At 74.0% G+C, this 23,307-nt stretch carries 20 protein-coding genes and 1 tRNA gene; 8 read left to right on the top strand and 13 right to left on the bottom strand.

Annotated features, from left to right (window positions below; genetic code table 11):
• Window positions 1-381 precede the first annotated feature (381 nt).
• From ACFYMP_RS06205 to ACFYMP_RS06195, 3 genes are all read right to left on the bottom strand, one after another.
• On the bottom strand, window positions 382-1,764 hold the full coding sequence (locus ACFYMP_RS06205; RefSeq protein WP_388851320.1) for a carboxyl transferase domain-containing protein: 1,383 nt from the start codon (window positions 1,762-1,764) through the stop codon (window positions 382-384).
• Window positions 1,757-3,226 carry an acyl-CoA synthetase gene (locus ACFYMP_RS06200; RefSeq protein WP_388851317.1) on the bottom strand — a complete coding sequence of 490 codons (1,470 nt, stop codon included), beginning with the start codon at window positions 3,224-3,226 and terminating at the stop codon, window positions 1,757-1,759. Before ACFYMP_RS06200 ends, ACFYMP_RS06205 begins: the two co-directional genes overlap by 8 nt.
• A gap of 239 nt (window positions 3,227-3,465) precedes the next feature.
• Complete coding sequence (locus ACFYMP_RS06195) at window positions 3,466-4,551, bottom strand: DUF5937 family protein (protein ID WP_388851314.1); 1,086 nt, start codon at window positions 4,549-4,551, stop codon at window positions 3,466-3,468.
• Between the two features lie 99 nt (window positions 4,552-4,650).
• Here ACFYMP_RS06195 and ACFYMP_RS06190 point away from each other — a divergent pair, with 99 nt between their 5' ends.
• The gene (locus ACFYMP_RS06190; protein WP_388851311.1) at window positions 4,651-5,892 is read left to right on the top strand and encodes an MFS transporter; all 1,242 of its coding nucleotides are present in this window, start codon (window positions 4,651-4,653) and stop codon (window positions 5,890-5,892) included.
• Window positions 5,893-6,144: 252 nt separating this feature from the next.
• On the opposite strand, the gene ACFYMP_RS06185 is transcribed toward ACFYMP_RS06190, so the two are convergent.
• Window positions 6,145-6,218 (bottom strand) — tRNA-Thr (locus ACFYMP_RS06185).
• Between the two features lie 413 nt (window positions 6,219-6,631).
• Between ACFYMP_RS06185 and ACFYMP_RS06180 the strand changes: the two genes are divergently transcribed.
• The 3 genes from ACFYMP_RS06180 (at window position 6,632) to ACFYMP_RS06170 (ending at window position 9,448) form a co-directional block, all read left to right on the top strand.
• The gene (locus tag ACFYMP_RS06180) at window positions 6,632-7,762 is read left to right on the top strand and encodes an ABC transporter ATP-binding protein (RefSeq protein ID WP_388851307.1); all 1,131 of its coding nucleotides are present in this window, start codon (window positions 6,632-6,634) and stop codon (window positions 7,760-7,762) included.
• 439 nt (window positions 7,763-8,201) lie between these two features.
• On the top strand, window positions 8,202-8,618 hold the full coding sequence (locus ACFYMP_RS06175; RefSeq protein ID WP_388851304.1) for a hypothetical protein: 417 nt from the start codon (window positions 8,202-8,204) through the stop codon (window positions 8,616-8,618).
• A 62-nt stretch (window positions 8,619-8,680) separates the two neighbouring features.
• Window positions 8,681-9,448, top strand: a complete 768-nt coding sequence (locus ACFYMP_RS06170) for an NDP-sugar synthase (RefSeq protein ID WP_388851302.1) — start codon at window positions 8,681-8,683, stop codon at window positions 9,446-9,448.
• 145 nt (window positions 9,449-9,593) lie between these two features.
• Here the strand turns inward: ACFYMP_RS06170 and ACFYMP_RS06165 are convergent, their stop codons facing one another.
• The 6 genes from ACFYMP_RS06165 to ACFYMP_RS06140 all read right to left on the bottom strand — a co-directional run bounded on the left by ACFYMP_RS06165 (window position 9,594) and on the right by ACFYMP_RS06140 (window position 16,385).
• Entirely contained in the window at window positions 9,594-11,414 is a 1,821-nt protein-coding gene (locus tag ACFYMP_RS06165) for a DoxX family membrane protein (RefSeq protein WP_388851299.1), read from the bottom strand.
• Between the two features lie 132 nt (window positions 11,415-11,546).
• The gene (rlmB, locus tag ACFYMP_RS06160) at window positions 11,547-12,491 is read right to left on the bottom strand and encodes a 23S rRNA (guanosine(2251)-2'-O)-methyltransferase RlmB (RefSeq protein ID WP_388851296.1); all 945 of its coding nucleotides are present in this window, start codon (window positions 12,489-12,491) and stop codon (window positions 11,547-11,549) included.
• A 203-nt stretch (window positions 12,492-12,694) separates the two neighbouring features.
• Window positions 12,695-14,098 (bottom strand): cysteine--tRNA ligase, encoded by a 1,404-nt coding sequence (gene cysS / locus ACFYMP_RS06155; protein WP_388851293.1) that lies wholly within the window; start codon window positions 14,096-14,098, stop codon window positions 12,695-12,697.
• 220 nt (window positions 14,099-14,318) lie between these two features.
• On the bottom strand, window positions 14,319-14,816 hold the full coding sequence (ispF, locus tag ACFYMP_RS06150; protein WP_388851290.1) for a 2-C-methyl-D-erythritol 2,4-cyclodiphosphate synthase: 498 nt from the start codon (window positions 14,814-14,816) through the stop codon (window positions 14,319-14,321).
• Complete coding sequence (ispD, locus tag ACFYMP_RS06145; RefSeq protein ID WP_388851287.1) at window positions 14,806-15,591, bottom strand: 2-C-methyl-D-erythritol 4-phosphate cytidylyltransferase; 786 nt, start codon at window positions 15,589-15,591, stop codon at window positions 14,806-14,808. The genes ispF and ispD overlap by 11 nt, the downstream gene beginning before the upstream one ends.
• 311 nt (window positions 15,592-15,902) lie before the next feature.
• Window positions 15,903-16,385, bottom strand: a complete 483-nt coding sequence (locus tag ACFYMP_RS06140; RefSeq protein ID WP_003953493.1) for a CarD family transcriptional regulator — start codon at window positions 16,383-16,385, stop codon at window positions 15,903-15,905.
• Window positions 16,386-17,224: 839 nt separating this feature from the next.
• Between ACFYMP_RS06140 and ACFYMP_RS06135 the strand changes: the two genes are divergently transcribed.
• The gene (locus ACFYMP_RS06135) at window positions 17,225-17,875 is read left to right on the top strand and encodes a DUF461 domain-containing protein (RefSeq protein ID WP_388851284.1); all 651 of its coding nucleotides are present in this window, start codon (window positions 17,225-17,227) and stop codon (window positions 17,873-17,875) included.
• Window positions 17,876-17,960: 85 nt separating this feature from the next.
• On the opposite strand, the gene ACFYMP_RS06130 is transcribed toward ACFYMP_RS06135, so the two are convergent.
• Window positions 17,961-18,641: a response regulator transcription factor gene (locus ACFYMP_RS06130; protein ID WP_363144202.1), complete on the bottom strand. Its 681-nt coding sequence runs from the start codon at window positions 18,639-18,641 to the stop codon at window positions 17,961-17,963.
• Complete coding sequence (locus ACFYMP_RS06125; protein ID WP_388851281.1) at window positions 18,638-20,068, bottom strand: ATP-binding protein; 1,431 nt, start codon at window positions 20,066-20,068, stop codon at window positions 18,638-18,640. The genes ACFYMP_RS06130 and ACFYMP_RS06125 overlap by 4 nt, the downstream gene beginning before the upstream one ends.
• Before the next feature lie 234 nt (window positions 20,069-20,302).
• On the opposite strand from ACFYMP_RS06125, the gene phoU reads away from it, so the two are divergent.
• The 3 genes from phoU to ACFYMP_RS06110 all read left to right on the top strand — a co-directional run bounded on the left by phoU (window position 20,303) and on the right by ACFYMP_RS06110 (window position 21,928).
• The gene (gene phoU / locus ACFYMP_RS06120) at window positions 20,303-20,980 is read left to right on the top strand and encodes a phosphate signaling complex protein PhoU (RefSeq protein ID WP_388851278.1); all 678 of its coding nucleotides are present in this window, start codon (window positions 20,303-20,305) and stop codon (window positions 20,978-20,980) included.
• Between the two features lie 201 nt (window positions 20,981-21,181).
• Complete coding sequence (locus ACFYMP_RS06115) at window positions 21,182-21,340, top strand: hypothetical protein (protein ID WP_388851275.1); 159 nt, start codon at window positions 21,182-21,184, stop codon at window positions 21,338-21,340.
• Window positions 21,341-21,511: 171 nt separating this feature from the next.
• The gene (locus tag ACFYMP_RS06110; RefSeq protein ID WP_388851273.1) at window positions 21,512-21,928 is read left to right on the top strand and encodes a 5-carboxymethyl-2-hydroxymuconate Delta-isomerase; all 417 of its coding nucleotides are present in this window, start codon (window positions 21,512-21,514) and stop codon (window positions 21,926-21,928) included.
• Window positions 21,929-22,460: 532 nt separating this feature from the next.
• On the opposite strand, the gene ACFYMP_RS06105 is transcribed toward ACFYMP_RS06110, so the two are convergent.
• Window positions 22,461-23,222 (bottom strand): phosphoglyceromutase, encoded by a 762-nt coding sequence (locus tag ACFYMP_RS06105; protein ID WP_388851270.1) that lies wholly within the window; start codon window positions 23,220-23,222, stop codon window positions 22,461-22,463.
• Window positions 23,223-23,307: the final 85 nt, after the last annotated feature.

Here is a 23,307-nt window from a genome sequence, read left to right as displayed (position 1 = left end):
CGGGTGCGGATGGATATCCCAGAGGCATAAACCACCCCTGAGGGGGAACATCCGCCCCCCGGTGGACAAAGCGCGGCGCCTCCCCCCTCGTCCGAGGGCGGAGGCGCTGTGAGCCTGGTGGGGGCGGGCGGGGGCCGGCGGCGTCCCCGGTCTCCGGATCAGCGGCGGCGCAGCACCATCACGACGGCGATGATGACGACGATGACCACGACGGTGCCCAGTCCTATGTACATGGCGACTCTCTTCTCTCGCGGGGACGACGGGCACGCCTCGGTGCCACGACGGACAGGTGCCCCGGGCCGGGCGGTTCACCGGGTCCGGGACCCCCTGTTTCCCGCGCACGCCCCCGTCTGTCTCCCGCGCACGCCCCCGTCCGGCTCGTCACCGGTCGTCCGGCCCGGGGGCGAAACCCCGGGCCACGCCCAGTTCCACGGCGTCCTGGGGGCGCGGGCGCAGGGCGTCGGTGGTGGCGGCGAGGGCGGCCGGGGGCCGTTTGAGGATGGCGGCGGCGAGTTCGGGGGCGATGACGGAGAAGTAGCTGTCGGGGGTGACCCACAGGTGGCCGGGCGCGGACAGCGCGAGGGCGCCGCCCGATCCGCCCTCGCCGATGAGCAGCGAGGTGACCGGTACGGTCGCCTCCGCCACGGCGGCGAACACCTCGGCGATGGCGGGCCCGGCGCCCGCCGCCTCCGCCGCCGCGTCGTTCGCCGCTCCCGGTGTGTCGATGAGGGTCAGGACGGGGACGCCCAGGCGGTCCGCGGTACGGATGAGGCGCGCCGCCGTACGGAAACCCGCCGGGCTGTTGGCGGTCCCGCACTGCGCGGCGTAGGCGACGGTGCGGCCCGCGCGCCGTCCGAGACCGCACAGCATCCCGGCATCGACGCCCCCGGCGCGGTCGCCCCGCATCTCCTCCCGCCAGTCGAAGTAGGCGTCCAAGTACGCCTTGGCGCGCGGCCGTTCGGGGGCGCGGGCGCGGCGTACCGCCTCGGTGCCGTCGGCGGGGGCCGGGCCCCGGGTGAGCGCGCGCGGCGGCTCGGGCCGGTCCGGTGCGCCCGGGGCGGACAGCAGGGTGAGCCAGCGGGCGAGGACGTCCGGCAGCGCGGCGGCGGACACGACGCGGTCCACGTGCCCGTTCTCGTACTGTCCCTCGGCCGTGTAGGCGTGCGGGTCGGCGCCGGCCGGGCGCACCCGGGAACCGGCGAAGCCGATCTGCGCGCCGCTCACGGCGAGGACCACGTCGGCGCCGGCGCCCAGCGTGGCCCAGCCCCCGCCGGTCGAGGGATCGCGCAGGACCGCGACCTGGGGGAGGCCGGCGCGACGCGTGAGGGCGGTTTCCCGTGCCACGCGCTGGAGTTGGGTGAGGGCGCGCATGCCCTCCTGCATCCTGCTGCCGCCGGTGGCCACGAGGGAGACGACGGGCAGGCGGTGGCTCCGCGCCCAGGCGTGCGCGGCCACGATCCGGTCACCGGTGGCCTCGCCCAGGGAGCCGCCGAGGAACCCGAACTCCGAGGCGATCAGCACGGCTTCGGTGCCGCTGTGCGCGTCGGCGCCGGCCGGCCCCGCCGGTGTCCCGCGCCCCTTCACCCGTCCGACCGCGCACACCATCGACTCGCTCTCCCCGGTGCGTTCCGCGGCCCGCTCGCGCGAGTCGCCGTAGCCCGGCCAGCGCAGCGGCCCGTCCCCGGAGGCCGTACCGGCGGGTGCGGGCAGCTCCTCGTATCCCGGGGCGAGGGCGGCGAGGAGGGCGCGGGCACGGTCAGTCACGGAGGGCCCGCTTCATGATCTTGCCCATGTCGTTGCGCGGCAGGGCGTCCAGGTAGCGGAAGACGCGGGGGCGTTTGTGCGGGGCGAGGCGGCGGGCCACGTGCTCCGCGACGGCCTCCTCGTCCAGGGCCGCGTCCTCGCGGACCAGCCAGGCGACGACGCGTTCACCCAGGTCGGGGTCGGGTTCCCCGGTGACGGCGGCCTCGCGGACGCCCGGGAACTCCAGCAGCACCTCCTCGATCTCCCCCGCGCCGATCTTGTAACCGCCCGACTTGATGAGGTCGGTGGCCCGGCGGCCCACGATGCGGACGTAGCCGTCCGGTTCGCGGACGGCCATGTCGCCGGTGCGGAACCAGTCCCCGTCGAAGGCCCCGGCGGTGGCGTCCGGACGGTTGAGGTACTCGGTGAACAGGTTCGGGCCGCGCACCTGGATCTCCCCGATGCTCTCGCCGTCGAGGGCCTCGATCACCGTCCCGTCGTCCTCGACGAGCCGCAGCCCGACCCCGGCGAGCGGCAGGCCGACGGTGCCGGGCCGGGCCTCGCCGTCGGCGCGGACACTGGTGTTCATCAGCGTCTCGCTCATCCCGTACCGCTCGACGACGCGGCGGCCGGTGGCCGCCGCGATCCGCTCCTGGTCGTGGACGGACAGCGCCGCCGAACCGGACACCAGCAGCCGGGCCTTGGCGAGCGCCGCCGCGAGCGCCGGATCGGCGTCGACCTCCCGCGCGAGGCGGTGGTACATCGTGGGGACGCCGAACATGAGCGTGGCGCCGTCCTCCTCCAGCGCCCGCCGCACCCCCTCGGCCGAGAAACGCCCCAGGTGCAGCAGCGTCCCGCCGCGCCGGAGCGGCCCGAGGACCCCGAGGATCAGCCCGTGCACGTGGAACAGGGGCAGCGCGTGGACGAGCACGTCCCGGTCGGTCCACTGCCAGGCGTCCTCCAGGGCGTCGAGGGTCGCGACGAGCGCGCGGCGCGGGAGGACGACTCCCTTGGGCGGGCCCGTGGTACCGGAGGTGTAGACGACGAGGGCCGGGGTCTCCTCGTCCGGTTCGGCGGGGAGGCGTGCGCCGGCGGCCGTCTCCGGCACCGCGTCCGGATCGGTGTCCACCGCCACGCGGGGCAGCGCGGCGAGCGGGCCTGGCAGGGTCTCGCCGGGGGCGGCGAGGACGAGCGCGGGGTCGCTGTCGCCCAGGATGTGCGCGAGTTCGCGCTCCCCCGACTTCGGGTTCAGCGGTACGGCGGCGACCCCGGCGAGCAGGGCGGCGACCACCGCGACCGCCGTTTCCAGACTCGGCGTCGCCCACACCGCGACCCGCCGTCCCGGCGGCAGCTCCCGGGCCAGCGCCCCCGCCGTACGCGCCAACTGGGCGTAGTCGAGGCCCCGGTCACCGAACCGGAGGGCGGGCTTGGGCACGGCCTCGTGCGGGGCGTCGCGCAGTGCGGGGAAGAGGACGGCGGGCACGGGAACTCCTCGTCGGTCGGGGTCAGTCGGCGTCGGCGGGAACCGGCCGGTGCCGGTCGGCTCACGTGCGGTGACGGGACGGCCGGCCGGCAGCGCGGCCGCCCCCGTACAGCATGAGCCGTACCGAGGCGACCTGGAGAGTTTCCCGGGGACCGGAGCGCGGAGCCGGACCACGGGGGCGTCGGACCGGCCCCCTCGCGCGGGCGGCGGGCGCCCGTGTCCCGGCGGACCGGCACCGCTCAGCGCAAGACGGCCGCCAGCAGGTCGGTCCCGAGCGCCGTGAGTTCGGGCAGGTTGAGGGTGTACCGGACGTAACGACCGTGGCGCCGGGACGTGAGCAGGCCCGCGCGGCGCAGGACGGCGAGGTGGCGGGAGACCTCCGGGGGCGACAGTTGCCAGGCGTGGGCCAGCTCACCGGTGGTGTGCGGGCCGCGGGCCAGCGTACGCAGCAGCCGCAGCCGTACCGGATGCGCGAGCGACTCCAGCCGCAGCGTGACCGTTTCCAGCGACACCGGCTCCGGCCGGTCCTCCTCGGCCACGGGGTACTGCACCACGGGACGCCACCCGGGCGCGTGGACGGCCACCAGATGCGGGCGGCCGAAGACGCTGGGGAGGAACGCGACCCCGGTGCCGTCGGCGGCGGTCGCGTTGTCCTGCAACTTGTCCACGACGATGCTGTTGCCGTCGGGCGCGAGGGTCACGGCGCTGGAGACCGCCGCGAGGGCCGCCCCGACGCCCTGGCGCTGCAACAGGTCCCTCTTCACCCGCAGATCGGCGGCGAGTCGCACGGCGACGCCCCTCCAGGCGGTGTCGAAGAACGCCTCGGCGCACTGTTCGAAGGTGTCGCGCACCCGCGCCCGCACGACGGCCGGGTCCGCGAGCAGCCTTGCCGCGAAAGCCTCCTGGAGCGCGCCGCGCGCCTGGGCCAGGTCCAGGGCCCGCTCGCGCGCCGTCGCGTCGGCGAGCGGCGAGCGCGCGGCGAAGTGGACCCGGTTGCTGCCGCACGTGGTGACGAGCGCGGCGGCCACATAGGTCTCGTCGTCGATCCGGTCCACCTCGTCCAGCTCCTCGGCGAGGGTCGGCCGGGGACGGGCGGGGACCAGGAAGTCGGCCCGCGAGGAGCGCCACAGGAACTCCGCCTCCCGCAGCCGTTCGGCCAGCTCCGGCCGCAGCCCCGCCCAGACCTCCGCCGCCCAGCCGGCGAGCCGCGGGTGATGCGCGGGTTCGGCCAGCACGTGCAGCATCGCGGTCAGCTCGGCCAGCGGGGAGGCGGCGAACCGCAGTCGCCCGGACGACGGGCCGCCGATGTCGATCCTCAACGTCATCCCCTCATCATCACGGGCCGGACGGCCCGCGACCGCGTCGATTGACGGTGCCCGTCAACCGGCGTGGCCGGCCCGACGGGTGAACGCAGCGTTGGCGCCATGGCAACCACCGTCAAGATCCAGCCGCGTTCCCTCGTCCGCGCCTCCGGAGGACCCCGCTACGCCGTGGCCCTGGCCGTGGACGCCCTCGGCACCGGCCTGCTGCGGCCCTTCCTGCTGCTCTACGGGGTGGCCGTGCTGGGGCTGTCCGCGCCGGCCACCGGCGTCGCCATGACGGCCGGCGCCGTGGTGGGCCTGGTGTGCGTGCCGGCGGTCGGCCGATGGCTGGACCGCGGCGCGCGCAGCACCGTCGTGGCGGCGTCGATGCTGGTGCGGGTGCTGGGCGTGGCGCTGCTTCTGGCCGCCCCGGCGGGGCACGTCGGGCTGTTCGCGGCGGCGGCGCTGTTCCTCGGCATCGGCAACCAGGCGTGGCCGGCCGCCCACGCGGCCCTCGTGGCCACGGTCGCCCACGGCAGGGAACGGGACGCCGCCCTCGCGGGGGGCCGCGCCCTGCGCAACGCCGGCCTGGGCGCCGGCGCCCTCCTCGCCACCGCCTGCCTCGCGGGCGGCACCACCGTGTTGCAGGCACTGGCGGCCGTCACCGGGCTCGCCTACCTCGCCGCGGCGGGCTTGGCCTGGTCGGTCCACGTGGACGCCCGTCCGGCCGCCGCCGCGGCCGGGGGCGGCGACGACGCGCCCGCGCCCCGGATGCGCGCGCTCCTGGCCGCCAACGTCGTCTACGTCTTCTGCCTCAGCGTCCCCGAAGTCGCGCTTCCCCTCGTCCTGGTGACGCGGATGCACGCCTCCCCGGTGTGGTCGGGAGCCGTCTTCACGGCCAACACGGTGCTGGTCATCGCCCTCCAGGTTCCGGTCACCGTCCTGACGTCCCGCTTCCCGCGCCGGTCCGTGCTGGCGACCGCCGGGGTGGTGCTCACCGCGTCCTACCTCGGCTTCCTCGCGGCCACCTCCCTGGGACACGGCTGGGGTGCCCCCGCCCTCGCCGCGGTGTCCGTGGTCTGCACCCTCGGCGAGATCCTCTACGCGGGCAGCGCCACGGCGCTCGTCGCCGCCCTCGCCCCGGCGCGCGTCCTGGGACGCGCCCTCGCCCGCTTCCAGCTCTCCACGGGCTTCGGCCTCGCCGTCTCCCCCGCGGCCATCACCGCTCTCGCACCCCACGGCCCGGCCGCCCTCTGGGGCGGCCTCGCCGCCGCGACGCTCCTCTCCGCCGGAGCCGTCGCCACCGAACAGGATCAGGAAACGCGGCCCGGCGCTCGCCGCCGCCGCACGGAAGCAGGCTCGTGAACCGGGCGCACGCTCCCGACCAGCTCAGCGCGGCCCGCACCCGGCGCTCACCGATCCGCGCGGTGCGGCAACCGGACCCGCCACTGTCCCGCCCCGCCCGCACAGCCCCCGGCCCACCGCCGCCACGCGCCGCGCACACGTGCGGCCACCAGGACCCGCCCGACAGAACCGCCGGGCGGGCACACCGACGGGAGAAAGGTCCCGGAACAGAAAAACCCCAGGCCGCAGACGGTGCGACCCGAGGTCTCCTTGAGCCCCCTGTCGGATTCGAACCGACGACCTACGCTTTACAAGAGCGTTGCTCTGGCCAGCTGAGCTAAGGAGGCGTGCTCCGGCAGTGTAACCGGAGCGCGGGGGCGGGTCAGGGGTGTGGGGGCGGGGATTCGCGGGGGCCGCCGGGGTGTGCGGTGCGCTGTCGCGGGGGCCGCCAGGTCAGTCCGCCCGTCCGCCGGCGCACACCGCAGCCGCCGGTCACCCCCGTCGCGTCCGTCCGCGGCGGCCGGCGCACCCCGTCACCCACAGCGCACCGCCTCGCAGCTCCGCGTCACCCTGCCGTCCTTCCCCGGCCTCCCTCGTCCCGTCCGGGCGAAAAGTCGGTGAACATCACATGAGCCGGAGTACTGACAAGTGGGGTTCCCAGGGGTAGCGTCAAGCTCCGGTTCACCCGTGTGGACTACACCACTCATCTTCCTTTACTCGGATCGTCCGGCACGTTCCTGCCGGTGAAGGGGGCCTCATCATGGCCACTGTGACGTTCGACAAGGCAACTCGTGTGTACCCGGGTTCCGAGAAGCCCGCTGTCGACCAGCTGGAGATCGCGATCGAGGACGGCGAGTTCCTCGTGCTCGTCGGTCCGTCCGGCTGCGGTAAGTCCACCTCCCTGCGCATGCTCGCGGGGCTTGAGGACGTCAACGGCGGAGCGATCCGCATCGGCGAGCGCGATGTGACGCACCTGCCGCCCAAGGACCGGGACATCGCCATGGTGTTCCAGAACTACGCGCTGTACCCGCACATGACGGTCGCCGACAACATGGGCTTCGCCCTGAAGATCGCCGGCGTCAACAAGACGGAGATCCGCGCGAAGGTCGAGGAGGCGGCGAAGATCCTCGACCTCTCCGAGTACCTCGACCGCAAGCCGAAGGCGCTCTCCGGTGGTCAGCGTCAGCGTGTCGCGATGGGCCGCGCGATCGTCCGTGAGCCGCAGGTCTTCCTCATGGACGAGCCGCTGTCGAACCTCGACGCCAAGCTGCGTGTGTCGACGCGTACGCAGATCGCCTCGCTCCAGCGCCGGCTCGGCATCACCACCGTCTACGTCACCCACGATCAGGTCGAGGCCATGACGATGGGCGACCGGGTAGCCGTGCTCAAGGACGGGCTGCTCCAGCAGGTCGACTCCCCGCGCAACATGTACGACAAGCCCGCGAACCTCTTCGTGGCCGGCTTCATCGGCTCCCCCGCGATGAACCTCATCGAGGTGCCGATCACCGACGGCGGCGTGAAGTTCGGCAACTCGATCGTCCCGGTCAACCGCGACGCCCTCAAGGCCGCCGCCGACAAGGGCGACAAGACCGTGACCGTGGGTGTGCGCCCCGAGCACTTCGACATCGCCGAGCACGCGAGCGCCGCCGACAAGGCCGCCCTGTCGAAGGACGCCCCGGCCGGTCTGCCGATCACCGTGAACGTCGTCGAGGAGACCGGCGCCGACGCCTTCATCTTCGGCACCGTCGAGGTCGGCGGCGAGACCAAGGACCTCGTCATCCGCGGCAACAGCCGTGCCGTCCCGGACAAGGGCACCGTGCTCCACGTCGTCCCGCGCCCGGGTGAGTCGCACGTGTTCGCCACCTCCACCGGCGAGCGCCTCAGCGACTGACGACGGAAGCCCGACGTCAGCCGGGCGCCCGTCCGACGTCAGCCGGACGCCCGGCCGCGGCCTTCGCCCGGTGTCAGCCGGGCTCCGGCGGTGAACCGAGCAGCACCCCTGGCCCCGTCCTCCCCAGCGGAGGGCGGGGCCTCGGCCGTACCCCGGGAGCCCGGCGGAGGCCCGGCCCCCAGCCACGCGCAGCCCCCGCGCCCCGGGGCCCCCGCGACACCCCCGCCCCGCCCCGCCCCGCCCGCTGTTTTCCCCCGCCGCCCCCGGGGGAAGGCGCGCCCCTGTGGCGGAAAGCCCGCCACAGGGGGCGAATTGAGGATTCCGGTTCCGTCGTCCCGACCTGCGGCGTCAACTTCCGTACAGCGAGGGCGCGGCGAAATGTCACTCGGGAGAGTGACTAAATGTCGCCGCGTCATCACTGCCCGCTACGCTCTCACGCGTGAACCACACCGCTCGCCGTATCGGCCGTTCCCTCGCCCTCGTCCTGCCCGTCGTCCTGGTGCTCTCCGGAACCCTCGCCGTGACCCGGGTCAGCTGGACCACGACGCCCGTCGAGTCCTCCACGCTGACCGCCTCCGCCACCGACATCTCGGCCCCCGCCGCCTCCCGCACCCCGCAGGACCGGCTGCGCGACCGGCTCCTGACCGAGCTGAAGGAGAAGGACCCGGGGATCGCGCTGACCCACCTCCAGCAGGAGGTCCACGAGCGCCCCTCGCTCGCCGCGCACTGCGTGTCCATCGCCCGCTCCCTCGGTGAGGCCGCCGTCCGCGCCTACGGCCCCTCGCGCGCCCAGTCCTTCTCCCGCCCCGTGTGCGACACCGCCTACGCGACGGGGGTGGCCGCCCATCAGAGCTGACCCGGTACGGACACCCCGCCGTTCACGCCCTGGCGTCCCGTGGCGCCGCGTAGGGTTCCGCCATGAACGGCGAATCGAACACCCGCCCAGAGCCGGCCGCCCCCACCGGCCGGACTCCGGGCCTTCCGCGCCAGGCGGTGATCCTGGCCGGCGGCCAGGGCTCGCGGCTGCGGCCCTACACGGACGACCGCCCCAAGCCGATGGTCGAGATCCCCGGTACGGGGGTGCCGATCATCGGCCACCAGCTCGACTGGCTCGCCCATGAGGGCGTCACGGACGCCGTCGTGTCCTGCGGGCATCTCGCGGACGTGCTCCAGGACTGGCTGGACAGCACCGAACTGCCGCTGCGCGTACGGACGGTCGTCGAGACGGAGCCCCTCGGCCGGGGTGGCGGACTGAAGTACGCCGCGACCCGGCTGCCGCACGCCGACGAGCCCTGGTACGCCACCAACGGGGACATCTGGACGAGGTTCCCGCTGCGTTCCATGGCCGCCTTCCACGCGGAGCGCGCCGCGACCGCGACGCTCGCACTGGCCCGGCCCCGTATCCCCTGGGGCGCCGTCGAGACCGACGCGTTCGGCCACATCACCGACTTCATCGAAGCGCCCCCGTCGCCGTATCTGATCAACGCCGGGGTGTACGTCCTCGCCCCCGAGTTCGCCGGTCTGCTGCCGGACCGGGGCGACCACGAGCGGACGACCTTCCCGCACCTCGCGCGCGAGCGCAGGCTCGCCGGCTACCCCATTCCGCAGGGCGCCTACTGGCGGGCCATCGACACCGCCAAGGACCTCAAGGAAGCCGCCAAGGAGCTGGCCGGCGACCGGCGTTAGCCCCTCTACCGCGACCGCGGGACCTCCTCCGGCCCCGGCCCCGCGCCCGCGCGTACGAGAGCGGGGCCCCGCCACCCGGCGGGGCCCCGCTCTCGTATCGTCCGGCCGCGAACGGCCGCGCGGGCCGTCCCGCGTCCGTCCGGGATCAGCCGAACAGGCCGCCCAGGGAACCGCCTTCGGGCTCCGGGTCGGAACCGCCGCCGCCCGAGCCGCCGCCCGAGCCGGTCTCGGCGGGCGCGCCGCCGCCCGTCGTACCGCCCCCGGAGGACGTGGGACCGCCCCCGCCGGAGGAGGACGGGGCCTGCTGCTGCGGGGCCTGCCGCTGGGGCGGGGGCGCCTGCTGCGCACCGCCGCTGCCCGGGGTGGAACTGCCCTGGGTCTCGCTGGGCTGCTGCTGCGCCGTGCCCGAGCCCGGGGAGGTGGCCGCCCCGGTCCCGGCCTCCGGCTGCGCCGGGGAGTCGCTGCTGCGCGAGGGCTGCGGGGCGGGGCTGCCGTCCTGCCGGCCCTGCGTGGGCGTCCCCGGGGTGCTGGGGCTGGTGCTGCTCCTGGGGGCCCGCTTCTTGCCGGGCTCCTTCGGCAGCGGGACGCCGGGCAGTTCGTTGCGCGGGGTCTGCCCGGGGCCGGTGACCCGGTCGGCGTCGCGCACGGCGCTGCCGAGCAGCGAGCCGACGAGCAGGGTGAGGCCCAGGATGACGGTCGCGGCGAGCGTGCCGCGCCGCAGGACACGGCGGCGCAGCGCGGCGAGCGTGACGCGCGGGCCGAGCCGGCGCCACGCCTCGCTCGCGAGCCGGCCGTCCACCGAGTACACGGGGGCGCCCGCGATGATGAGCGGGCTCCACGCGGCGAGGTAGATGAAGTCCGGCGCGTCGTAGGCCGGGACGGTCTTCCAGCTGACCGTCACGAGCAGCGCCGCGGACAGCAGCGCGCCGAGGCTCGCGGCGACCCGCTGCCACAGGCCGAACACCGTCAGGACGCCCGCGATGACCTGGAGGAAGGCGATGGTCAGCCCGGCGCCCACGGGGTGCTGGAGCGCGAAGTCGCGCATCGGCTCGGCGAGCGCCCACGGGTGCAGGGAGTTGAGCCACTTGACCATGGAGCCGCGCTCGCCGCCGTCGAAGTACACGGGGTCGCACAGCTTGCCCATCCCCGCGTACACCGAGATCAGGCCGAGGAACACGCGCAGCGGCAGCAGGACCACGCCGAGGTTCATGCGACGGCCCGGGTAGTACGCGTGGCGCACCGCCGCCTCGGACTTGCGGGTCGCGGCACCGCCCCGGTTGGGCAGCGGCTCGACGCGGCGCAGTTCGCGGGTGCTGTCGTCGAGGGCGACGGCGTCCTCGTGGTCCACGTGCGGGCGGCCGGGCTCCTCGCCGGGCCCGCCGCCGTACCCGCTCTCCTCGTAGGCGCTGCCGTAGCTGCGCATGTGCGGGAGGAGCGAGGTCCTGGCGGGCGCCTCGACGGTGCCGGTGGCGGCGGAGCGGGACTCGGCGGCGCTCTGCGGCCCCAAAAGGTCCTTGGGGCGTCCGAAGGGCTGGGTGTCCTCGGTGTCGAGCGCCGGGACGGCCTGCGTCGGGACGCCGTCCTCGTAGCCGGAGCCGGCGGTCTCCGGGTGGCGCAGGCCCGTCGTGCGTACCGCCTGGAGCAGGCCGGTCGCGGCCGTGTCGCCGGGGGCGGAGCGGCCGCTCCAGACCACCGGGGCACGGCGGCGCGCGACTGTGCCGCCCGAGCCGCCGACGACGGGGGCGCGGCGGGCCTCGCTCGCCGCCGCGCCCGCGGGACGGCGGGCGGCGACGCGGGCGGAGCGGGGCTGCGCGGTGGAGGGGAGCTGCACGCGGAAACTCGCGTGCGAGACGATCACCTGCGCCGGGTCGCTGGCCACCTTGACCATGGCAAGCGGTGGGGGCTCGTCGAATCCCGTCGAGGTTCCCCCGGTGGGATTGCGGGGTGTTCTTGTGTCCACACTCATCTAACCGAGTGATGGGTGCTTTGGACACTGCCTTGACGCGGACGATCTGTCCGGGCCGCGTCAAGATCTTCCCAACCCGTACCGGGACGGCCCCCGTTGCCCGTCCGCGGGCGCTTCCGGGGGCCGTGCGGATCAGGCGCGGCGGCGGGCCGCCTCGTACAGCACGATCCCGGCGGCGACCCCGGCGTTGAGGGACTCGGCGCCGCCCGGCATCGGGATGGACACGCGGTAGTCGCAGGTCTCGCCGACGAGCCGGGACAGTCCCTTGCCCTCGCTGCCGACCACGATGACGACCGGGCCGTCGAGCGCGGCCAGTTCACCGACGGTGGTGTCGCCGTCGGCGGCGAGGCCGACGACGGCGATCCCGGCCTTCTTGTACGCCTCCAGGGCGCGGGTCAGGTTGGTGACGCGGGCCACGGGGGTGCGCGCGGCGGCGCCCGCCGAGGACTTCCAGGCCCCCGCGGTCATCCCGGCGGCGCGCCGCTCGGGGACGATCACGCCGTGGCCGCCGAACGCGGAGACGGAGCGCACGACGGCGCCGAGGTTGCGCGGGTCGGTCACGCCGTCGAGGGCGACGACGAGCGGATCGCGGCCCTCGTCGTACGCGGCGGCGGCGAGGTCCTCGGGGTGCGCGTACTCGTAGGGCGGGACCTGGAGCACGAGGCCCTGGTGGTTGAGCCCGTTGGTCATGCGGTCCAGCTCGGGGCGCGGGGCCTCCATGAGGTGGATGCCGCCGCGGTCGGCGGCGAGCTTGAGGGCGTCGCGCACCCGCTCGTCGTTGTCGATGAACTGCTGGACGTAGAGCGCCGTCGCGGGCACCCCGTCGCGCAGCGCCTCGAAGACCGGGTTGCGGCCGACGACCAGCTCGGAGGTGGACCGGTTGCCCCTGCCCTTGGCGGCGCGGGCGCGGGCCTGCGCCTGCTTGGCCTTGGCGTTGGCGAGGCGGTTCTTGACGTGCCCCTTGCGTGCTTCGGCGGGCGGCGTGGGGCCCTTGCCTTCGAGGCCGCGGCGCCGTTGGCCACCGCTGCCGACCTGCGCGCCCTTCTTGCCGGACATGCGTCGGTTGTTCGCGGCCATGATCTACCTGTTTCTGGAAAGTCCGGGGTTTCTGGAAAGTCCGGGGTTGCTGGAGAGTCCGGGTGTGCGGAGGATGCCGGTTCTACGGTCGGTCGGTCGTGCCCGCCCGGGAGAGCGCGCGTCCCCTACGAGCGTACGGAAGTGTGCGGGCGACCGCGCCGGTACGGGTGGGCCGGGGGCGGCCGGACCCGTACCGGTGCTGGTCAGCGCGGACCGAGGGTCCAGCGCGGGCCGGCCGGGGAGTCCTCGATGACGAGGCCGGACTGGCCGAGCCGGTCGCGGATGGCGTCGGCGGCGGGCCAGTCCTTACGGGCGCGGGCGGCCTCGCGCTGGTCGAGGACGAGCCGGACCAGGGTGTCGACCACGCCGTGCAGGTCCTCCGCCTTCTCGCCGCCCTCGCCGCTCCAGTGCGCGTCGAGCGGGTCGAGGCCGAGCACGCCGAGCATGGCGCGCACCTCGGCGAGCCGGGCGACGGCCGCCTCCTTGTCGTCGGCGGCGAGCGCGCTGTTGCCCTGGCGGACGGTGGTGTGCACGATCGCGAGGGCCTGCGGGACGCCGAGGTCGTCGTCCATCGCCTCGGCGAAGGCGGGCGGGACCTCCTCGGCGGGGGCGACCTCGCCGCCCGCGAGTTCACCGACGCGCTGCGCGAAACCCTCGATCCGGGCGAAGGCCGACTCCGCGTCGCGCAGGGCCTCCTCGGAGTACTCGATGGTCGAGCGGTAGTGCGGGGTGCCGAGGTAGTAGCGCAGCACGACGGGGCGCCACTGCTTGACCATCTCGCTCACGAGGACCGAGTTGCCGAGCGACTTCGACATCTTCTCGCCGCTCATGGTGACCCAGGAGTTGTGCACCCAGTAGCGGGCGAACTCGTCTCCGTACGCGACGGCCTGGGCGATCTCGTTCTCGTGGTGCGGGAAGATCAGGTCGATCCCGCCGCCGTGGATGTCGAAGACCGGGCCCAGGTACTTGTGGGCCATCGCGGAGCACTCCAGGTGCCAGCCGGGGCGGCCGCGCCCCCAGGGCGTCTCCCAGCTCGGCTCGCCGGGCTTGGCGGACTTCCACATCGCGAAGTCGCGCGGGTCCCGCTTGCCGGTCTCGCCCTCGCCGGAGGGCTGCCGCAGGTCGTCGAGGCTCTGGTTGGACAGCGACAGGTAGGCGGGGAAGGAGCGCACGTCGAAGTAGACGTTGCCGTCCGCCTCGTAGGCGTGGCCGCGCGCGATGAGGGTGCGCATCATCTCGACCATCTCGGTGACGTGGCCGGTGGCGCGCGGTTCGTAGGTGGGCGGGAGGCAGCCGAGGGCGGCGTAGCCGTCGTTGAAGGCGCGCTCGTTCTCGTAGCCGATGGCCCACCAGGGGCGGCCCTGCTCGGCGGACTTGGCGATGATCTTGTCGTCGATGTCCGTGACGTTGCGGATGAACGTGACCTCGTAGCCGCGGTAGGCGAACCAGCGGCGCATGATGTCGAAGTTGAGGCCCGAACGGATGTGCCCGATGTGCGGAGCGGCCTGCACGGTGGCGCCACACAGGTAGATCGAGACACAGCCCGGCACGAGGGGGCTGAAATCACGGATCTGCCGGGCGCTGGTGTCGTACAGGCGAATAGTCACCCCTCCAGGGTAGACGGAGCCGCGCACTGCCTGTACCTCACCGGTGCACTTCCCCGCGCACCGGGGGCCGGGCGCCGCCCGGAGGGCACGGTGGGAGGGGGTGACGCGCCCGCGAGGGGCCCCCGTGGGAGGCGGCGCGGACCGGTGGCGCGCCACCGGCCGGGGGCCGGGAACGGCCCCCGTCCCCCGTCCGGACCGGTGCGGGAGGCGCCGAGGACGACTACCGGGCCCAGACGAGCGCCGTGGCGAGCGCCGCCAGCCCCTCGCCCCTGCCGGTGAGTCCCAGCCCGTCGGTCGTCGTGCCCGAGACCGACACCTCGGCCCCGGCGGCGGCCGACAGCGCCGCCCGCGCCTCGGCCCGGCGGGTGCCGATCTTGGGGCGGACCCCGATGACCTGGACCGCGATGTTGCCGATCTCGAAGCCCTCCGCGCGCACCAGGCGGGCCGCCTCGGCGAGCAGGGTGACCCCGGCCGCCCCGGCCCACTCGGGCCGCGAGGTGCCGAAGTGCGCGCCGAGGTCGCCGATCCCGGCGGCGGAGAACAGGGCGTCGCAGGCGGCGTGCGCGGCGACGTCGCCGTCGGAGTGGCCGGCCAGTCCGTAGCCCCCGGAGGCCGCCTCGTCCCACAGCAGACCCGCGCACCACAGTGCGCGGCCCGCCTCGAAGGCGTGCACGTCGGTGCCGACGCCGACCTTCGGCAGCCGGAACTCAGTAGCCATCGTTGGCCCTCCTGCGGGCGAGTACGGCCTCGGCGAGTACGAGGTCCAGGGGGCGGGTCACCTTGAACGCCTCGGCGTGACCGGGGACGACGACGACCGGCAGCCCGAGCGTCTCGCACATCCCGGCGTCGTCGGTCGCGCCCTCGCCGTCGACGGGGACGGTCTCGTGGGCGCGTACGAGCGCGGCCCGGTCGAAGCCCTGCGGGGTCTGCACGGCGCGCAGCCGCGCCCGCACGGGCGTCGCGACGACGGGCTCGGGGCCGCCCCCGGCGACCGGCTCGACCTCCTTGACGGTGTCGGCCAGCGGCAGGGCGGGGACGACGGCGGGGGCGCCCGCGCGCACCGCCTCCACCACCGCGTCCACCGTATCGACGGGGACGAGGGGGCGGGCCGCGTCGTGCACGAGCACGGTCGTGACGTCCTCGGGGAGCGCGGCGAGACCGAGCCGTACGGACTCCTGCCGGGTCTCCCCGCCGGGGACCACGCGGAAGTCGGTGCGCTCGGGCAGCGCGTAGTCGGACAGGAGCGCGCTGACCTCGGCGACCCCCTCGGGCGGCGCGACGACGATCACGAGGCTCACGGCCCGCGAGTTGGCCATCGCCCGCACGGCGTGCACCAGCATCGGGGTGCCGCTGAGGGCACGCAGCGCCTTGGGTGCCCCGGGGCCGAGCCTGACCCCGCGCCCGGCGGCGGGGATCACGGCGGCGGTACGGACAGGGACCGTCGGGGGCGTCTCGGCCAGGGGGTCGGGCGTCGGACGGGTTTCGGCAGACATCGCTTCCGTTCAGGTTTGTACGCTCGGGCCGGGTGGGTAGGCCCACAGCGTGCCGGGCGATGCGCCCAGACCGGACCCTTCCGTGACTTTCCGGTCGAGCCACTGTCCGGGCACGTGGACTTCTACGGCACCAGCGTGCCGTATCTCACGCGGGACGAGCGGGCCGGGGCCCGCCGGGGGGCCGGATGAGAGCGTGAAGCGAACCGGGCACGGTGCGCCGACGGGGCGCGCGCGCCTGACGCAGACATGCCGCGGTGCCCGGCGACTCTCAGGTCATCGGGCACCACGGCACAGGTGATTCAGCCGCTGGATCAGGAGGCGAGTACCTCGTCGAGCAGCGCTTCGGCCTTGTCCTCGTTGGTGTTCTCCGCGAGGGCCAGCTCGCTCACCAGGATCTGGCGAGCCTTCGCGAGCATCCGCTTCTCACCTGCGGAGAGACCGCGTTCGCGCTCCCGGCGCCACAGGTCGCGCACTACCTCCGCGACCTTGATGACGTCACCGGAGGCGAGCTTCTCAAGATTCGCCTTGTAACGACGCGACCAGTTCGTGGGCTCCTCGGCATAAGGCGCGCGCAGCACCTCGAAGACCCGGTCCAGTCCATCCTGACCGACCACATCACGCACACCCACGAACTCCGCATTGTCCGCAGGCACACGCACTGTCAAGTCGCCCTGGGCGACCTTGAGCACCAAGTAGGTCTTGTCCACGCCTTTGATCTGGCGAGTTTCGATTGCCTCGATCAGCGCGGCCCCGTGATGGGGATAGACCACGGTGTCGCCAACCTTGAACGTCATGTGACAGGTACCCCTTCCGTGGCTATCCAGGGTAACACGAGAACCGCGTCTTCTGAATGGCGTTTTCGCAGGTCAGGGCATATCTCGGGGCTTGACAACAGCGGCGCGAACGTGCTGCGAAAGGCTTCCGGAAGCGGGTATTCGCAGGTCGGAGCGGCTGTCCGGCAGATGCGAAACGCGTAACTTTCCCGCATCGGAGAGCCCGGTCAAGGCGTCATACGTCCCGTTTTGTCCACCCGGAAGAACGCGATTTTCGCTACTCCGTTCGTGAGCCGGAACTCCGTACGAGCGAATCCGGAATTCGCGGGTCGGCCGGAACACGATCATCAGGTGTGGCGTGAAACTCTCCGCTCCCGCGCGCTTCCGGCGGGGCCCGGAGGGGAGCCGGCCGGATGCCGGTGATCGGCTCCGCCCGGGTCCGTGTTGATCAATTCCCATTAACCACGCAGGTCACTTAGCCGGCGGCAACCACTTATGCAGTGCTTAAGTCGCCGGATAGCGGTGAGGCTCACGCGCCGCGTCCGGCGCGGGCACGGCGGCCGCCCCTCTCCCCGGCCCGCGCGGCCGCCTCTCTTCCCGGCCCGCGCGGGGGCCCGGTTCTCCGGTCGCCGGTGGTGCCGTGGGCGGAGATCCGCGGGGCGCGGTGGGGGCCCGGTGTGCTTCCGGTGCGGTTGCGCCGGTCGTTTGGGGCGGGTCGGGTGCGGCGCGTGTGGGACGGCTCGGTAACCTGAGCGCGCTGACACACCCTTAGGGCGGCTTTACGCCGTCCGCACCCGTAGCGCCCCGTACCGCCCTTCCGTAGAACCCGTACCGCCCCCGTTCAAGGAGTAGCAGCCGCCGTGAGCAGCAGCCTTCGACGCGGCGCCCTCGCCGCCTCCGCCCTCGCGTTCTCGATCGCCACGCTCGCCGCCTGCGGCGCCGGTAACAACGCCCAGACGCTGGAAGTGAAGCCGGACAACGCCGCCGCCACGGCGGGCAACGTGAAGATCCAGAACGCCACGGTCGTCACCCAGCCCAAGCGCGACGCGACCGGCCCCGCCGTGGTCACCGGCACCGTCTTCAACAACGGCGCCAAGGACCAGACCCTCGACTCCGTCACCGTGAACGGGGAGCAGGCCGAGCTGAAGAGTGCCAAGGGCGGCTCGACCATCACCGTCCCGGCCGGCGGCAGCGTGCTGCTGGGCGGCAAGGGCAACGCCTCCGCCGTCCTGCCCAGCGGCCGCGAGTCCGTGCGCGACGGCGCGACCCAGCTGGTCAGCTTCACCCTCAGCGAGACCGGCAGCGTCAGGATCGCCGCGTACGTCGTCCCGGCGACGAGCTACTTCAAGGGCTGGGGCCCGACCGAGGCGCCCTCGCCCTCCGTGAGCGCCGCGGACTCCTCCTCGCCGAGCGCCTCGGCCTCGTCCTCCGCCTCGGGCGAGCCCGGTACGGACACCGGGGAGCCCGCCGAGGGCTCCCCCTCGGGCACGGCGTCCGCGAACGCCGGCTGAGCGGACACCACGGCAGTACGCGGGAGGGGCGGGACCACCACGTGGTCCCGCCCCTCCCGCGTACGCGCGCCTCGTCCGGGCCGGTCTACGGCTCGAACTTGTAGCCGAGGCCGCGCACGGTCACCAGATAGCGCGGGGCCCCCGGGTCGGGCTCGATCTTGGCGCGCAGCCGCTTGACGTGCACGTCGAGGGTCTTGGTGTCACCGACGTAGTCGGCCCCCCAGACCCGGTCGATGAGCTGCATGCGGGTCAGGACCCGGCCCGCGTTGCGCAGCAGCATCTCCAGCAGGTCGAACTCCTTGAGCGGCAGGTCGACCTTGCCGCCGCCGACCGTGACGACGTGCCGGTCGACGTCCATGCGGACGGGTCCGGCCTCCAGGGCGACGGGGCTGACCTCCTCGGGCTCCCCACGCCGGCGCAGGACGGCGCGGATGCGGGCGACCAGCTCCCGCGAGGAGAAGGGCTTGGTGACGTAGTCGTCGGCCCCTATCTCCAGGCCGACGACCTTGTCGATCTCGCTGTCCTTGGCGGTCACCATGATGACGGGCACGTTGGAGCGCCCGCGCAGCTGGCGGCAGACCTCGGTCCCGGGCAGGCCGGGCAGCATCAGGTCGAGCAGGACGAGGTCGGCTCCGTTGCGTTCGAACTCGTCGAGTCCGTCGGGCCCGGTGGCGGCGATCGCCACCTCGAAGCCCTCCTTGCGGAGCATGTAGGACAGGGCGTCGCTGAAGGATTCCTCGTCCTCGACGACGAGCACTCGGGTCACGGAAGGACCTCCGGGGCGGGAAGGGGTTCGTACGAGGTGGACTCGTCGGACGGACCGGTGGTGGGGGGCGCGGGGGTACGGGCCGCGCCCGTGGCGCGGGAGCGCGCGGTGAGAGCTGAGGTCGTACGGGAAGGGGCGGCGCTCGCGCCGGAGGGGCCGCCGGGGCCCTGGTGGCGCGGGGCGCGGGAGGAGGTGGCGCCCGCGGCCGGTTCGTCCTCGTCCGCGCTCTCGTACGGGTGGGCGTCCGAGGCGCGGTCGCGGCCGGGGGCCGAGGCCTCCGGGAGGCGGAGGGTGAACGTGGAGCCCTGGCCCTCGGAGCTCCACACGGTGACCTCGCCGCCGTGCGAGGCGGCGACGTGCTTGACGATGGCGAGGCCGATGCCGGTGCCGCCGGTGGCCCGGGAGCGGGCCGGGTCGACGCGGTAGAAGCGTTCGAAGACCCGGTCGCGGTCCTTCTCGGAGATGCCGATGCCCTGGTCGGTGACGGACACCTCGACGAGCGGCCCGGTGCCGCCTCCGGCCGGGACGCGGCGGGCGGCTATGCCGACGCGGGTGCGGGCCGGGCTGTAGTTGACGGCGTTCTCGACGAGGTTGCCGAGGGCGGCGGCGAGCTGTCCGCGGTTGCCCCACACGTACAGGCCCTCGGTGCCGCCGGCCGCGATGGTGATGTTCTTGCTGCCCGCCGACTGCCGGCAGCGGTCGGTGGCCTCGGCGACGAGGTCCTGCACCCGGACCGGCTCGGCGTCCTCCAGCGGGTCGTCGTTCTGGACGCGCGAGAGGTCGATGAGTTCCTGGACGAGGCTCGTGAGCCGGGCCGCCTCTATCTGCATGCGGCCCGCGAACCGCTCGACCGCCTCCGGGTCGTCGGAGGCGCCCGCCACGGCCTCGGACAGCAGGGACAGCGCGCCGACCGGGGTCTTGAGCTCGTGGCTGACGTTGACGACGAAGTCGCGCCGGACGGCCTCGATGCGGCGGGCCTCGGTCAGGTCCTCCACCAGGAGCAGCACGAGCCGGGAGCCGAGCGGGGCGACGCGCGCGGAGACGGCCAGGGCCTCGCCGCGGCCGGTGCCCCGGCGCGGCAGGTCCAGTTCGATCTGCCGTATCTCGCCGTCACGCCGGGTGTCGCGCGCCATCCGCAGCATCGGGTCGACGGCGAGCCGGCCGCCGCGCACCAGGCCGAGGGCGTAGGCCGCCGAGGAGGCCTTGACCACGGTGTCCTCCTCGTCGAGGACGACGGCGGAGGAGCTGAGCACGGACAGCACGGTGTCCACTCCCGGGGGCAGGACCGCCTCGGTGTGCAAGGAGGTGCGGGTCCTGCTGGGTCTCTTCTGCTCCCGCTCACTCCAGCGGAAGGCCAGGGCGGCGATGACGCCGGTGCACAGACCGGCGAGCGCGGCCGCTGCGGCCACCGCCGCGTTCACGTCCATGTCCCCAGGGTAGGCGGACGGCAGGCCCCGCTCCCAGCCGTTCGGGTGCCGACTCGAACACTCGTCGCCCAGAGTTCACCGTGGCGACGGTGCCGGTTCACTTCCGCGGCCGGAGCCCGTCGCCGGCACCGCAGAACCTGGCAGCGTGGGGCGCGACGTACCGGCCCCCGGCCCGACGGGAGGGCGGCCACCGTGCCGGCCCGGCCACCCTCAAGCCCTGGAGAAGGAACCGCTATGCGCGACGCGTACCACGAGGAACTGGACTCGATCGGCGACGACCTCGTCGAGATGGCCCGGCTGGTCGGCTCGGCGATCGGCCGGGCCACGACCTCGATACTCGACGCCGACCTCAAGCTGGCGGAGAGCGTCATCGCCGCCGACCAGAAGGTCGACGACCTCCAGCACGAGCTGGAGGCGAAGGCCATCGCCCTGCTCGCGCGGCAGCAGCCGGTCGCCACCGATCTGCGGGTCGTGGTGACGAGCCTGCGGATGAGCGCCGACCTGGAGCGCTCCGGCGACCTCGCCCAGCACGTCGCGAAGCAGGCGCGACTGCGTTTCCCGGCCTCGCCGGTGCCCCGGGACCTCCAGGCGACGCTCCTGGAGATGGGGCAGCTCGCCCAGCGCCTCATGGCGAAGGCCGCCGAGGTCATCATCACGAAGGACATCGACCTGGCGCTCCAGCTGGAGCAGGACGACGACGAGATGGACCTCCTGCACCGCGCGCTCTTCCAGCACCTCATGGACGACCGCTGGAAGCACGGCGTGGAGACCGCCGTGGACGTGACCCTGCTCGGCCGCTACTACGAGCGTTTCGCGGACCACGCGGTGTCGGTCGCCAAGCGCGTCGTGTATCTGGTCACGGGCGAGCACGCCGACGAGATCCAGGCCGCGAGCCCGGTCGAGGGCGGCTGAGCCGTCCGGCCCCGCCTTCGGCCGCGGGCCCCGGGGCGGAGCGCCCGGCCGGGGGCGTGGGCGGGCCGGGGCCGGACCGGCTCACTCCTGTGCGCCGTTGATGCGCCCGGCGGGCGGGCGGTGCAATGGGGTGGGCCGTACGACATCGCCTGATCGCCTGCCCCCGCGCCCTCTTCGGGCGCCCGACGAGGAGGGAACCCCATGGCCGAGTCCCCGAGCCCCACCCCCACCACCGAGCCGCCCACCCACTCCCCCGAACCGCCCGCCCTGGTCCTCCTCGGCGCGTGCGGCTGCGGTTCGGGCTGCGGCTGCGGCTGTCAGTCGGGCTCGCCCTGCCAGTGCGGCGGCTGCTCGGGCTGAGGCCGTGTACGGCGGGGCTTCGCGGGAACGGTTCGCCGGACGCTCCCGCGAAGCCCCGCCGTCGTCGCGTACCGCCGTGCCGGGGGTCCGGGCGCCCGGGGTGACGGGCCTCACGGTCCCTCCGCGCCCGGCCGCCCCCTCCGTGCGCGAAAATGGATGTACCGCCCATCGATGAGTGATCGACCGGGCGCCGGGATCGGGAGGCCGGAGCGTCCATTGCCGCACATCACCGTCGACTACACCGCACGGCTGGACGAGACCTTCGACCGCCTGGCCTTCGCTAAGGAACTCCAGCCCCTGGTCGTGGAGACGACCGACTCGGCAGGCGTGTGCAAGGTGTTCTTCCGCCCCGCCGCCGAGACCTACGTGGCCGGCACGGAGGAGGCGGTGTTCGCCCACGTCGACGTCGGCCTCCTCCCCGGCCGCCCGGCGCCCCTCAAGTCCCGCCTGGCGGAAGCACTCCTGCACCTCCTGCACACCCACGTCCCGCCCCGCCCCGGCGCCCTCCCCGTCCTGTCCGTGGAGGTACGCGACCTGTCCCCGTCGTACCGGCTGACGGGGGAGGGGCTGCGGGGGTCGGGCGGGTAGGGCGGGCGGCCCAACGCGATTCCCGCGTGGGCGAGTTCGGGGTGGCGGAGCGAGTGGGGGCCGGGCCCACGGGGAGGCGCCGGGGACCGGGCGCAGGGGTGCGGGGCGGCCGGATACCGGTACGCCGGGACGGACCCGGAATCCGGCGGCCCCCGCACCCCGCGCTTCGACGTCCGTCGCCTGCCGGACGCGCGGGAACGGACCGCCGACATGCGGCACCCCTGCCCCGACGCCCCGCACTCCGGCAGGCTCCCGGGCCTGAGCACCTGGCCCCTGCCCCGGCTCACCCGGCCGGAGGCGCGGGCCGGGGTGAAGCTCCCGCCCGCCCGCATGGTGACCGACCACTCCGGCTCGTTCCGCACCGATCCCGTGCGCCGCTACCTCATCGCGATCCCCGCCGTACCCCTGATCGCCCTGGTCGTGAACGGCACCGAACTGCTGCTCCTGGCCCCGTCCGGGGAGACCGGCCCCGGGCAGCGACAAGCCCCCCACCGCGCGGAGAACCGCGGGCAGGGGGCTTGCGGCGGTGGGGCTACTTCTTCTTGCCCTGGTTCTTCACGGCCTCGATGGAGGCCTTCGCGGCTTCCGGGTCGAGGTAGGTGCCGCCGGGGTTCAGCGGCTTGAAGTCGGCGTCGAGTTCGTAGGCCAGGGGGATGCCGGTCGGGATGTTGAGGCCCGAGATGTCGGCGTCCGAGATGCCGTCGAGGTGCTTGACCAGGGCGCGCAGGCTGTTGCCGTGGGCGGCGACCAGGACGGTGCGGCCGGTCAGGAGGTCGGGGACGATGCCGTCGTACCAGTACGGGAGCATGCGCACCACGACGTCCTTGAGGCACTCCGTGTCGGGGCGCAGCTCCGGGGGGATCGTCTCGTAGCGCGGGTCGTCGCTCTGGGAGAACTCGGCGCCGTCGGCCAGCGGGGGCGGCGGCACGTCGTAGGAGCGGCGCCACTCCATGAACTGCTCCTCGCCGAACTCGGCCAGGGTCTGCGCCTTGTCCTTGCCCTGGAGCGCGCCGTAGTGGCGTTCGTTCAGGCGCCAGGAGCGGCGCACCGGAATCCAGAGGCGGTCGGCGGACTCCAGGGCGATCTGCGCCGTGCGGATCGCGCGCTTCTGGACCGAGGTGTGCACGACATCGGGGAGCAGGCCGGCGTCCTTCAGCAGCTCACCGCCGCGGACCGCCTCCTTCTCGCCCTTCTCGGTGAGGTTCACGTCCACCCAGCCGGTGAACAGGTTCTTCGCGTTCCACTCGCTCTCGCCGTGGCGGAGGAGGATCAGCTTGTACGGTGCGTCGGCCATGCCCCCGAGCGTAATCGAAGCCCTCGCGGGCCGGTGTCCTGGCCCGGTCCGTGGACGCCACGCACGGGCCTCCTTTCCTTCCCGT

It is taken from the genome of Streptomyces sp. NPDC007088 (assembly GCF_042869355.1).
Classification (GTDB): Bacteria; Actinomycetota; Actinomycetes; order Streptomycetales; family Streptomycetaceae; genus Streptomyces.
The sequence above is the reverse complement of the archived record's forward strand: the minus strand, read 5'-3'. Positions and strand labels throughout refer to the sequence as shown.